This is a genomic window from Bacteroides sp. AF20-13LB (assembly GCF_003603065.1).
In the GTDB taxonomy this organism is placed as follows: domain Bacteria; phylum Bacteroidota; class Bacteroidia; order Bacteroidales; family Bacteroidaceae; genus Bacteroides; species Bacteroides uniformis.
In genome coordinates, this window is the sequence record NZ_QTMH01000008.1 from 1 (window position 1) to 11,790 (window position 11,790).

Consider the following 11,790-nt stretch of genomic DNA (forward strand, 5'->3'; position numbering starts at 1 on the left):
TTTAGGGCACTGAAAAGTGCCCTTTCGAAGGGGGATGCCCTAAATTGAGTGCTTACATTTAGATGATAAGTTTTACGTGGAAATATTCCATTTTTCAAGTAATACAGATTTTTATTATTATTTGCTATTTTCTCCAATTTTTATTTTGTATTGGATTTGGATATAATGATGTAACAATTAATATACTACAATATGAATTGTTACTCATTTTTTTGTGGTCACTTTTTTCTGCGATACATGAAAGTGGAACATTCAATTTGTATGTTCTTTTTCTATATATGCTATGTGTGTTTATTTATTCGCGTATATTCTTGGATATTTATGGTTTGTTTAATTGGACATGGGCAGATAAATATAATGATTTCATTTTCCCTATAAACGTACAGTTTCAAATATTAATATTGTTAACATTTTCATTGCTATTTATGCATCTTGGATGCTTGATGGGTAGAAAATATTTGTCTTATAGAAAGATAAATTTTGAATATTCGAGGTATCTAGATAAAATATCTACTTTCTTATTTCTATTCTCCGTTCCAGGTACTTTTATTAAATATTTGATTCAGTTTAAAGCTGTGTTGGAGCATGGATATTTAGCTGTATATGATGGAACTATTGCAAATTTGAAATATCCAATATGGACGACGGGAGCAATATCTATTTTTGAATTTTCATATTGCTTATTTTTAGCATCGAAACCTTCTAAAAAGAAGTTCTTTATCATATCGTCAATTTTCTTTGCTTTAAGAATTGCAGATGTTTTAAAGGGTGGACGTTCTAAACTATTTTTACCTATTATATTTTTATTATGGTATTATTATTCATTTTATTCTGAACAACAAAAACAAAAAATAGGCAAATTATTATTGATTTCAATCGTGTGTATTATTCTGTCACAAGTATTATTGGAGTTCCGGAGGGGGGACGTTGATACTGGTTATGATTCTGATTTATTTATGATGTTTTTTTCTCAACAAGGGGTTTCGTTATTAGTATTTGCATATATGATATTTTATAAATCAACATTTGTAAATACTGGATTACCATATATTTTGTATCCTTTATCCTTAACATCAACTTTTGAAGGTCAATCTATGGAATTTGTGGAGCAAACTAATAGTTTAGGACATCGATTGACTTATTTTTTAGCACCGGATGCATACTTGGGGGGAGAGGGAGTTGGTTCTAGTTTTCTCGGAGAGTTTTGGGATTTGGGATTAATCGGATTTCTACTAATGAGTTTTTTAGCTGGATATATTATTCGTTATTTTGAGAAAAGTGTTCGTAATACTCGTGTTATCATGTTTTTGGCTTTTATATTAGTTCCTAATATAGTGTATATGCCTCGTGCTTCATTTTTCCCTTCATTGATAAATATTTTGATATTCTTATTTTTTTATAGTTTAATTCTATATGTTCCGAAACTTAAAATAAAATTCATTTAGTTTTATGCTTATTTCAATTATCATTCCTATATATAATGTTGAAAAATATTTGAACAGATGTTTAGATAGTGTCATGAAACAGTCTTTTCAGGACATTGAAATTATATTGGTAAACGATGGTTCGACGGATAATAGTGATAATATCATAAAAAGTTATTTATTTGATGAAAGAATTAAATATATATATCAGAAAAATAAAGGTTTAAGTGAAGCTCGTAATACAGGATTAAATATAGCATCAGGAGAATATGTTTTATTTTTAGATAGTGATGATTCTATAGAGCCTAATACATGTTATGAGTTATCGCAAGTAATAGAGAGATTTGAGGTTGATATAGTGGTTTTTGGTCGATATTTGATAAAGGATTGCATAGAAAAAGTTAGAGATCCTGCGTATTGGGGAAATAATCTGTTAGATGGTAAGGAATATTTGGTCCAGGCTAAGCTGAATAATCGCTTTAGCGCATCAGCCTGTAACAGATTATATAAATTATCATTTTTACGACAAAGAGGGTTGAACTTTAAATCGGGAATTGTTTATGAAGATTTGTTGTTCAATTTCCAATGTATGATACAAGGGGCACGAGTTTATGTGTTAAATGAATTGTTATATAATTATTATATAGGACGTAACGATAGTATTATTAATACTATAAAAGAAAAGGATTTGGATATTTTGTTTACTGTTAATGAATTATTTGTGATATATGAAAAATATAAATATCCAGTTATTAAAGATGTTTTTTATTGGATTATTTATGATTGGGTTTCTAATGCAGTGAGTTATAAATATCCTCGAATAGCCATATTCAATAAGAAAGCTATTTCAATAACTCGAATTATAACTCAAGACTCCAGGTACAAATCAGTTTTATTATATTGTAGTACTTGCCATGTAATAGGGTTTAAGAGGAGGATTTTGTCTTGGTTACAGGTAAGAATGTTTTATGTTTACTATTTTTTAATTGGATTATTAGTTAGAATAAAGAAATTAGCATGAGAAATGTTGCTGTAATTTTAGCAGGTGGTGTCGGAACTCGTATGGGAGGGACAATGCCTAAACAATTTTTTAAAGTTTCGGGAAAAACAGTTTTAGAACATACCATTTCTGTATTTGATAACCATCCGCTTATTGATGAAATTGCAATTGTGGTACACCCTAATTATCTTGAAAAAGTGGAGGAATTGTGTTGCATTAATAATTTTAAGAAAGTAGGACGAATTCTACAAGGAGGAAGTGAACGTTATTATTCAAGTTTGTCAGCTATAAATGCCTATGCTTCTACAGAGAATGATATTAATTTAATATTTCATGATAGTGTACGTCCCTTAGTTACTAAAAGAATAATATCAGATTGTATTACTATGTTGGGTAAGTATGGAGCTGTTGATGTTGCAATTCCTGCAACAGATACCATTATCAAAATGAATCTGAATACGCATGAAATAGAGGATATTCCTAACCGACAATTTTTATACAATGGACAGACCCCACAAGCATTTAAATTATCCGTTATTAGGGAAGCATATAAACGTGCATTGGTAGATCCTAATTTTAAAACAACCGATGATTGTGGGGTTGTTTTAAAATATATGCCTGATATACCAATAGGAGTTGTACCGGGAGAGAAATTTAATATGAAGTTAACGCATAAAGAAGATTTGTTTTTGTTGGATAAGCTTTTTCAATTAAAATCTGTAAGTGATGTTTCTTTATATGGACAAGAAACCGCATTAGAGCATAAAGTTATAGTCATTTTTGGGGGAAGTTATGGTATAGGACATAGTATTGCAGAACTGTGTACCGGATTGAAAGCTAAGGTTTATTCGTTTAGTCGAAGTGAGACTGGAACAGATGTTGCTGATGCATCATTAGTAAAAGAAGCTTTGGAAAAAGTATATCTGATTGAGAAAAAGATTGATTTCGTTATAAATACAGCAGGTATATTATTGAAAATTCCTTTGATGACAATGAAATATGATGATATTTTAAATTTAATACGTGTAAATTATTTGGGAGCGATAAATGTAGCGAAGGAATCATTCTCATATTTAGCGAAGTCTCATGGAGGTTTATTACTATTTACTTCCAGTTCATATACACGAGGCAGAGCGATGTATAGCCTATATTCATCTTCAAAAGCTGCAATTGTGAATTTAGTTCAGGCTTTATCTGAAGAATGGAAAAGTTATAATATAAAGATTAATTGTATTAATCCGGAAAGAACTAAAACACCTATGCGTATCCAAAACTTTGGTATAGAACCGGAAAATAGTTTATTAAGTCCCCAATTTGTTGCAGAAACTTCAATAATGACATTACTTTCTGGATTGACGGGACAAGTTATAGATGTCAGACGTAAAACAGACTGACTATGAATAATCTTCATTTTATAAAATGGGTATTTAGTAATAGAAATTATACTGATATAATATATCGTTTAATTTCCTTATTTCTAGGATATCCATTATTGTTACTTTCATACTTAATTCCAAGAAGTAAGAGAAAATGGGTTTTGGGATATAAAGTGGGTTTTACGGACAATGTGAAATATTTATATAGATATTTATATAAATATGAGAAAACAGTAATTCCTATTTGGATATCTTCTAATAAATCGGAAATATTGTTATTAAGAGAAAAAGGTATTAATGCATATTATAGATGGAGTTTATATGGGCTATATCATTGTTTGACATCCTACTATTATATTTTTTCTTCTCATTTATCAGATATTAATTATTGGACTTCGGGAGGATGCTTTGCTGTAAATCTATGGCACGGTGTTGGAATAAAAAAAATTGAGTTTGCAACAACTGTTGGCATTGATTCTAAGATATATGTAAAAAATATATTTAATCGTATTTTATTTCCTTATTTATTTCGTAAGCCTGATTTATTCCTTTCTACTTCAGTGTTTATGTCAATGCATTTTTCTAAATGCTTTCAAATAGATATACGTAAATGTCTTAATTTGGGATATCCTAGATGTGAGTTATTCTTTTTAAATGCAAATTTAATAAAGAAATATGTAGAAGAATATGAACCGCAAGGAGTTAATAGGCTGATAAAGGATATACAAGAATTTTCCCATACTATTATTTATATGCCAACTTTCAGAGATGACCAATCTGATTTTATGTTAGCCTCAGGTATTAATTTGGATTTATTGAATGATTTTTTGGAGAAACGTGATGAACTTTTTTTATTTAAGTTACATCCTGCCACTGTAGTATCTAATGTTTCAAGTATATTTTCTAACATTCGTTTCTTAGATAAGGATGTAGATGTTTATCCAATATTACCATTTACGGATTTACTAATAACAGACTATTCTTCTATTTTTTACGATTATTTGTTATTGGATAAAGGTATTGTTTTATTCCCTTTTGATTATGAAAAATATATTTGTCAATGTAGGGATTTGGCTTTTGATTTTGATGATTATACTCCAGGTGTTCGAGCCTATAGTTTTGATTCATTAATGGAAATATTATCTGATTGGAATTATGGTAATAGTTTGACTACTGAACAAAACAGAATAAAAAAAATATTTTGGGGAGATATTCCGATGCAAAATTCATGTAAGGTATTAACTCGTTATATTATAAATAATGGTAGCAGTAATAATGTCGATTTATAAAAATGATAAATTGATATATGTAGCACAATGTGTTGACAGTTTGCTAAAACAAACATTTAAGGATTTTCATGTTTATGTTCAATATGATGGAGTTGTTGAAAGTGGTATAGAACACTTCTTCATGGAGTTAAATGATAGTCGGTTTCATGTTTATGGTAGAGATGAAAATTATGGGTTGGCATATTCATTGAATGAGTTGTTAACTATTGTACTATCTAAAGGGTATGATTACGTTCTCCGTATGGATGCTGATGATATTTGTCTTTCAAATAGATTTGAAAAACAAATAATCTATATGAACAATCATAAAAATATAGATATATGTGGAGGACATATTGAAGAAATGGATGAAAACAAAAAATCTATAGGGGTTATAAGATATCCTCTATCACATGATGAAATGAAATGTTTCTTTGGGAAAAGAAACCCATTGGCACATATGAGTGTTATTTTTAGAAAATCTTATTTTCATAAAGCAGGTTTATATCCCGTTGATACGGATAAAGATGAAGATACAATATTTTGGCTAAATGGTTTTTTATCAGGATGTAAGTTTGCCAATATAGATGAAGTGTTGGTACGGGTACGTGTAAATAAGGATTTTTATTTAAGAAGAAATGGTTTATCAAAAAGTCTATCTGATTTGAAAAATAGATGTCTTGTTATTAGAAAACTGAACTTATCATATGTGAATTATATATTTGCTTGTGCTCGTTTTGTTATATTTATTATTCCTATCCCTCATGTAACTCAATTTGCTTATAAGTTTTTAAGATAATTTTACAAGATTGAATGTTTATCAAATCTCTCTTTGACCGTGGTGCATCACTCTTCGGTTTAATCTTTTTATTCCCGGTTTTAATTATAATCAGCATTTTGATTCGTATCAAGATGCCCGGAGGTCCTGTCATATTTAAACAGAAAAGAGTTGGACAATATGGGCGGTTGTTTACGATGTATAAGTTCCGTTCAATGACTGTCGCCCATTCTGGAAGTTCCATTTCTGTAAAAGGAGAGAGTCGTATCACTCCGTTAGGAGCAGTACTCCGGAAATATAAATTGGATGAATTGCCGGAGTTATGGAATGTGTTGATTGGTGACATGAGTTTCGTTGGCCCTCGTCCCGATGTTCCCGGTTATGCTGATAGGCTTGAGGGGGAGCATCGGAGAATACTTCTCTTAAAACCCGGCATTACCGGCCCCGCAAGTTTAAAGTATCGGAACGAGGAAGAATTATTGGCAGAACAGAAGGAACCTCAAAAATATAATGATGAGTTTTTGTTTCCGGACAAAGTGCGGATAAATATTGAATATTTGGATAGTTGGTCTTTTTGGAATGACATCAAAATCATCATTTACACAGTGCTTGGGAAAGATTTATAAAATCCTTTCTTTCCTTTTTATTCCCCACTACGTGAGGAAATCGAATCATTAGAATAATCACATATATTTTATGGATAAGAGAATTTATCTTTGCCTCGCTCACATGAGCGGCAAGGAGATGGGCTTCATACAAGAAGCTTTCGATACGAACTGGGTGGTTCCACTCGGTCCGAACGTAAGCGGCTTTGAACAGGATTTGGAGGCTTTTGTAGGTGAGAATAAGCATGTGGTGGCTTTGTCTGCCGGTACGGCTGCTGTACACTTGGCTTTGGTGGCTTGTGGAGTGGGACAGGGTGATGAAGTGATGGTGCAGAGTTTTACGTTTTGCGCATCGAGCCATCCTATGACTTATCTGGGTGCTACTCCTGTGTTTGTGGACTCAGAAGGGGATACCTGGAATATGGATCCGCAGCTGCTGGAAGCGGCAATCAAAGACCGCATCGCTAAAACTGGTAAGAAACCAAAGGCTATTGTCCCGGTTTATCTATATGGTATGCCAGCCAAGTTGGATGAAATAATGGCTGTGGCGGAGAAGTATGGCATTCCGGTGATTGAGGATGCTGCGGAAGGTTTCGGCAGTAGGTACAAAGGACGGGTTTGTGGTACGTTTGGCAAATATGGTGTGCTGTCTTTCAATGGCAACAAGATGATAACCACCAGCGGTGGCGGTGCCTTGATTTGTCCGGATGCGGAGGCAAAGAAGGAGGTTATGTTCTATGCCACACAGGCACGTGAGGCTTATCCTTATTATCAGCATGAGAAGATAGGCTATAACTATCGCATGAGTAACATTTGTGCGGGTATCGGTCGCGGCCAGATGACGGTGGTGGATGAGCACATAGCACACCATAAGCATCTGTGCGGTCTGTATCGTGAGCTGTTGGCCGATGTGGAGGGAATCACGCTTCATGAGAATCCTTCCGGACGTTATGACAGCAACTATTGGCTGAACACGGTACTGCTTGACGGGAATCTGCATGTGAGAGGTGAGGAGGATGCCTACCGTGAGACAGTGAAAGGTGCCGTTGGTGGTGCTGCGGGTGTTACTCATGAGTCAGTGAATGCCCATACTTCTTGTGAGCCTAACCGTAATGTGGAGGCCATGCGTGTTTGTTTGGATAAAGCCGGTATCGAGAGCCGTCCCTTATGGAAGCCCATGCATCTCCAGCCGGTTTATGCGGCTAATCCTGCCTATGTGAATGGTGTCAGTGAGGGCTTGTTCAAGCGTGGTCTTTGCTTGCCGAGCGGTCCTTATGTGATGGATGAGGATGTGAGATACATAGTAGATGAAATGAAGAATTGTATATTGTAGAAATATTTTTTGTTGATTTATAGCACTTTATCACTTTTCTCAGAAAAACTACTCCCAAGCACCTTTTTTCTTTGGCTACATAGTTTTTAATCCTCACCTTTGCATCGTTGATCAACGAAACGTGTGAATAGGAAAACGAATTTAAATCTCTAAAGAAAAAAAAGTATGAGTGTAATTTTCAGGACGGTGGAGAGACCGTCGGACCCCAGGGTTGAAAACTCTCCCAAGAAGTATTATCCGCAGTTGGTAACATTGGGGCAAAGCGTGGATTTGGCGTTTATTGCACAGAAGATGCAGGACCGCTCTTCTCTGTCTATCGGTGACATCAAGAGTACGATGCAGAACTTTGTGGAAAAGCTGAAAGAGCAGTTGCTGGAAGGAAAGACGGTTAATATAGCCGGGCTGGGTGTTTTTATACTGGCAGCCAAATCGAAAGGTGAGGAAAAGGCTGATGACGTGACAGCCAAGAGTGTGGAGAGCGTCCGTATCTGTTTTCAGGCGAATAGGGAACTGAAGATATCGAAGGCTGCTACCCGCGCTGGAGAGAGGCTGGATTTGGTGAGTTTGGATGATTATCTTAAGGGGAAGACTTCTACAGATGGCGGCTCCGGTTCGGAAGGAGGAGGCTCGGATTCGGATGGAGACCAAGGTGAGAATCCACTGGGATAACAGTAGCTATGAATTATTAATCAGATAATGGATAATCTTTATGAAGAAAACGTGGAATGTGATTTTGAAACTTATTATTGCCGTAGCGAGTGCTGTGGCAGGTGTGATTGGTGGACAGACAATGATGTTTTAGTCCGATAGGATTTGATAAATAAAAAATGAGAAGAGCTGCTGGCAGGAAATCTGTCGGCAGCTCTTTTTTTAATCCTTGTATGCTTCTTCGTGTACCCCCGCTACAGCCCGTCCGCTGGGGTCGTTCTTTCCTTGGAAAGAGACGTCCCATGCCAGCGCTTCGGCGGTGGAGCATGCCACACTGGGCACGCTGGGAACGCTTCGGGCCGCGCTTTCACTGGGGAAATGCTCTTCGAAGATGGTGCGATAATAGTACTCTTCCTTGTTTTGCGGGGTATGTACTGGGAAGCGTTCGGCGGCATGTGCCATCTGTTCGTCGCTGACGGCAGCGGCAGTGACGGCTTTCAGCGTATCAATCCAACTGTAGCCCACACCGTCGGAGAACTGTTCTTTCTGCCGCCAGGCAACGCTCTGTGGGAGCATGTCGGCAAAGGCTTCGCGGACTACTTTCTTTTCTATCTCCTTGCCGGGGCACATCTTGACTGCCGGATTGATGCGCATGGCAACATCCAGGAATTCTTTGTCGAGGAAGGGGACACGTCCTTCCACTCCCCAGGCTGCAAGGCTTTTGTTGGCACGGAGGCAGTCGTACAGATGCAGTTTGGAGAGCTTGCGCACGGTTTCTTCGTGAAAGGCTTGCGGTGTGGGCGCCTTGTGGAAGTAAAGGTAACCGCCGAACACCTCGTCCGCACCTTCGCCGCTGAGTACCATCTTGATGCCCATGCTTTTGATGACACGTGCCAGCAGATACATGGGGGTGGAGGCGCGGACAGTGGTTATGTCGTAAGTCTCAATGAAATAGATGACGTCGCGGACAGCATCGAGGCCTTCCTGAACGGTATAGTTTATCTCGTGATGCACGGTACCGATATGACGGGCCACTTCGCGGGCTTTAATCAAGTCGGGAGCACCCTTCAAGCCGACGGCGAAGGAATGGAGCTGCGGCCACCAGGCATCTGCCTTGTTGTCTGTCTCGATGCGTTTGGCGGCATATTTCTTGGCGATGGCAGAGATGACGGAAGAATCGAGTCCGCCACTGAGCAGGACACCGTAGGGGACGTCGGACATCAACTGGCGCTGTACGGCGGCTTCAAGGGCATCGTGCACAGCCGTGACTTGTGTGCTGTAGGCTGTCCGGCCTATCGAAGCCGGCGCGGCATTGCGTTCGGCGGCAGGGGTGTAGTTGTCTTTCACAGCGGCATAGTCCATCCAGTCGCGGGTGTACCAGCGGTGCATCTTGCCCTCGCGCCCACGGTAGTAGTGGCCGGGAAGGAAAGGCTCGTACTCATCGCAGAAACCCTCAAGAGCTTTCAGCTCACTGCCGAAGTAGATGTGTCCGTCTTTGTCGCGTCCTATATAAAGGGGGATTACGCCGATGGGGTCGCGGGCGATGAGGTAATCGTCCGTTTCTTCATCATAGAGGGCGAAGGCGAAGATGCCATTCAGCTCTTCGAGGAAGCGGATGCCTTTGTCTTTGTAAAGGGCAAGGATGACTTCGCAGTCGGAACCTGTCTGGAAGGCGTATTTTCCGGCATAGCGGGCACGGATGTCGCGATGGTTGTAAATCTCGCCATTGACGGCAAGCACCTGTTTGCGGTCGGGTGAATATAAGGGTTGTCCGCCGGATTCCGGGTCGACAATGGAGAGGCGTTCGTGGGCGAGGATGGCGGAGCCGCCTACGTAGATACCACTCCAGTCCGGTCCACGATGACGGATTTTCTGCGCCATCCGTAGTGCTTTGTTTCTCAACTCAGGAGTTTGATACTGTATGTTGAAGATTCCTGCTATTCCACACATGAGAATTAAAAATTAAAGGTTAAAAATTAAAGAAAGGGAAATCATTTCTTGTTTTCTTTTAGAGGTTCGAGGTAACGATCTATTTCTGTTGCCACTCGTCGTCCGTCGGCCAAGGCACGTACTACGAGGCTGGCGCCGTGGGCGGCATCGCCTGCCACGAATACGTTCTCTGCAAACTTCGGTTGCTCGGGCTTGAGGAAACCCATGGCAAGAAGCACCATATCGGCTTCGATGACCTCTTTCTTACCCGTAGATTTCATGGTAGGGCGGTTACCGTCTGTTGCCGGAAGCCACTCCACTTCTTCCACTTCCACACCGCATACCTTGCCGTTCTTTCCGATGAACCGGGTAGAGGCGAGGGACCATCGACGGGTACAGCCTTCTTCGTGGCTGCTGGTGGTTTTCAGTACGACGGGCCATTGAGGCCAGGGAGTATCAGGGTTGTGTCCTATGGGCGGTTGGGGCATGATTTCAATCTGGGTTACGCTGACGGCTCCCTGGCGAATGCTGGTGCCTATACAGTCAGACCCGGTATCGCCGCCGCCGATGACGAGTACCCGTTTGCCGCGGGCGTTAACGAGTTGGTCTTTCGGGAAGGTATCTCCATCCAGAATATGGTTCTGCTGTGCCAGCATGTCGAGGGCAAAGTAGATGCCTTTCAGCTCCCTGCCCGGAATGGAGAGGTCGCGGGCGGTGGGCGTACCGGTACAAATGGCGTAGGCATCAAATCCGGCAGGCAGTTTCTGTACATCGACATGGACTCCCATCTTGAACAAGATTCCTTCGGCCTCGAGGATTTTCATGCGGCGGTCGATGACGGCTTTGTCCAGCTTGAAGTTGGGGATGCCATAGCGCAGCAGTCCTCCCGGCATCGGTTTGCTATCGAATAGGGTAACTTCGTAACCTTTGGCGTTCAGCCGTACGGCAACGCTCAATCCGGCAGGGCCGGCGCCGATGACGGCTACTTTCTTTCCGTTGCGTTCGGGCTGGAGGGGGGTGATGTAGCCCTCGCGAAAAGCAGCCTCGGCGATGGCGGCTTCGTTCTCGCGGATAGTGACCGGTTCGTTGCACGAGAGTTTCAGTACGCACGACTTCTCGCAAAGGGCAGGGCAGATGCGTCCCGTAAATTCCGGAAAATCATTCGTACTGTTCAGTATTTGATAGGCTTCGCGCCATTTGCCCCGGTAGAGCGCGTCTTGGAATTCCGGGTCTTTATTGCCCAGCGGACATGCCCAGTGGCAGAAGGGTACGCCGCAGTCCATACAGCGCGAGGCCTGGAGTTTGCGGTCGTGGCTGTTCAGTGTCTGTTCCACTTGGCTGAAGTCTGTGATACGTTCGTGTATCGGACGGTAACCCGCCTCTTGGCGGGGGATATTGAGGAATGCTTTTGGATCTCCCATATTGAAAT

Annotated in this window: 11 protein-coding genes; 9 read left to right on the forward strand and 2 right to left on the reverse strand. The window is 40.0% G+C overall.

Annotation, left to right across the window (positions count from 1 at the left end; all coding sequences use genetic code 11):
* Window positions 1-62: 62 nt before the first annotated feature.
* The 9 genes from DWX62_RS10470 to DWX62_RS21955 all read left to right on the forward strand — a co-directional run bounded on the left by DWX62_RS10470 (window position 63) and on the right by DWX62_RS21955 (window position 8,586).
* Window positions 63-1,445: an O-antigen polysaccharide polymerase Wzy family protein gene (locus tag DWX62_RS10470; protein ID WP_005827591.1), complete on the forward strand. Its 1,383-nt coding sequence runs from the start codon at window positions 63-65 to the stop codon at window positions 1,443-1,445.
* Between the two features lie 4 nt (window positions 1,446-1,449).
* Complete coding sequence (locus DWX62_RS10475) at window positions 1,450-2,445, forward strand: glycosyltransferase (RefSeq protein WP_005827592.1); 996 nt, start codon at window positions 1,450-1,452, stop codon at window positions 2,443-2,445.
* Window positions 2,442-3,818, forward strand: a complete 1,377-nt coding sequence (locus DWX62_RS10480) for a bifunctional cytidylyltransferase/SDR family oxidoreductase (protein WP_005827593.1) — start codon at window positions 2,442-2,444, stop codon at window positions 3,816-3,818. The genes DWX62_RS10475 and DWX62_RS10480 overlap by 4 nt, the downstream gene beginning before the upstream one ends.
* 2 nt (window positions 3,819-3,820) lie before the next feature.
* Window positions 3,821-5,089, forward strand: a complete 1,269-nt coding sequence (locus DWX62_RS10485; protein WP_005827594.1) for a CDP-glycerol glycerophosphotransferase family protein — start codon at window positions 3,821-3,823, stop codon at window positions 5,087-5,089.
* The gene (locus DWX62_RS10490; protein WP_081027380.1) at window positions 5,061-5,867 is read left to right on the forward strand and encodes a glycosyltransferase; all 807 of its coding nucleotides are present in this window, start codon (window positions 5,061-5,063) and stop codon (window positions 5,865-5,867) included. The genes DWX62_RS10485 and DWX62_RS10490 overlap by 29 nt, the downstream gene beginning before the upstream one ends.
* Window positions 5,868-5,881: 14 nt before the next feature.
* Window positions 5,882-6,472, forward strand: coding sequence for a sugar transferase (locus DWX62_RS10495; RefSeq protein WP_005827596.1), 591 nt, complete (start codon window positions 5,882-5,884; stop codon window positions 6,470-6,472).
* A 70-nt stretch (window positions 6,473-6,542) separates the two neighbouring features.
* A complete protein-coding gene (locus tag DWX62_RS10500) occupies window positions 6,543-7,784 on the forward strand; it encodes an aminotransferase class I/II-fold pyridoxal phosphate-dependent enzyme (RefSeq protein WP_005827597.1) in 1,242 nt (413 codons plus the stop codon).
* A gap of 165 nt (window positions 7,785-7,949) precedes the next feature.
* Window positions 7,950-8,453, forward strand: a complete 504-nt coding sequence (locus tag DWX62_RS10505; protein WP_005827604.1) for an HU family DNA-binding protein — start codon at window positions 7,950-7,952, stop codon at window positions 8,451-8,453.
* Between the two features lie 40 nt (window positions 8,454-8,493).
* Window positions 8,494-8,586: a smalltalk protein gene (locus DWX62_RS21955; protein WP_005837261.1), complete on the forward strand. Its 93-nt coding sequence runs from the start codon at window positions 8,494-8,496 to the stop codon at window positions 8,584-8,586.
* A gap of 68 nt (window positions 8,587-8,654) precedes the next feature.
* On the opposite strand, the gene asnB is transcribed toward DWX62_RS21955, so the two are convergent.
* Together asnB and DWX62_RS10515 are read right to left on the reverse strand one after the other, a co-directional pair.
* Window positions 8,655-10,382: an asparagine synthase B gene (asnB, locus tag DWX62_RS10510; RefSeq protein ID WP_120172819.1), complete on the reverse strand. Its 1,728-nt coding sequence runs from the start codon at window positions 10,380-10,382 to the stop codon at window positions 8,655-8,657.
* 41 nt (window positions 10,383-10,423) lie between these two features.
* Window positions 10,424-11,782, reverse strand: a complete 1,359-nt coding sequence (locus DWX62_RS10515) for a glutamate synthase subunit beta (protein ID WP_035449289.1) — start codon at window positions 11,780-11,782, stop codon at window positions 10,424-10,426.
* Between the last annotated feature and the right edge of the window lie 8 nt (window positions 11,783-11,790).

Excerpts from the sequence above, each read along its gene's own strand:
- DWX62_RS10515 (WP_035449289.1), bottom strand. The coding sequence starts at position 11,782 with ATGGGAGATCCAAAAGCATTCCTCAATATCCCCCGCCAAGAGGCGGGT.
- DWX62_RS10470 (WP_005827591.1), top strand. The coding sequence starts at position 63 with ATGATAAGTTTTACGTGGAAATATTCCATTTTTCAAGTAATACAGATT.
- DWX62_RS10480 (WP_005827593.1), top strand. The coding sequence starts at position 2,442 with ATGAGAAATGTTGCTGTAATTTTAGCAGGTGGTGTCGGAACTCGTATG.
- DWX62_RS10500 (WP_005827597.1), top strand. The coding sequence starts at position 6,543 with ATGGATAAGAGAATTTATCTTTGCCTCGCTCACATGAGCGGCAAGGAG.
- DWX62_RS10495 (WP_005827596.1), top strand. The coding sequence starts at position 5,882 with ATGTTTATCAAATCTCTCTTTGACCGTGGTGCATCACTCTTCGGTTTA.
- DWX62_RS10485 (WP_005827594.1), top strand. The coding sequence starts at position 3,821 with ATGAATAATCTTCATTTTATAAAATGGGTATTTAGTAATAGAAATTAT.
- DWX62_RS10490 (WP_081027380.1), top strand. The coding sequence starts at position 5,061 with ATGGTAGCAGTAATAATGTCGATTTATAAAAATGATAAATTGATATAT.
- DWX62_RS10505 (WP_005827604.1), top strand. The coding sequence starts at position 7,950 with ATGAGTGTAATTTTCAGGACGGTGGAGAGACCGTCGGACCCCAGGGTT.
- asnB (WP_120172819.1), bottom strand. The coding sequence starts at position 10,382 with ATGTGTGGAATAGCAGGAATCTTCAACATACAGTATCAAACTCCTGAG.
- DWX62_RS21955 (WP_005837261.1), top strand. The coding sequence starts at position 8,494 with ATGAAGAAAACGTGGAATGTGATTTTGAAACTTATTATTGCCGTAGCG.
- DWX62_RS10475 (WP_005827592.1), top strand. The coding sequence starts at position 1,450 with ATGCTTATTTCAATTATCATTCCTATATATAATGTTGAAAAATATTTG.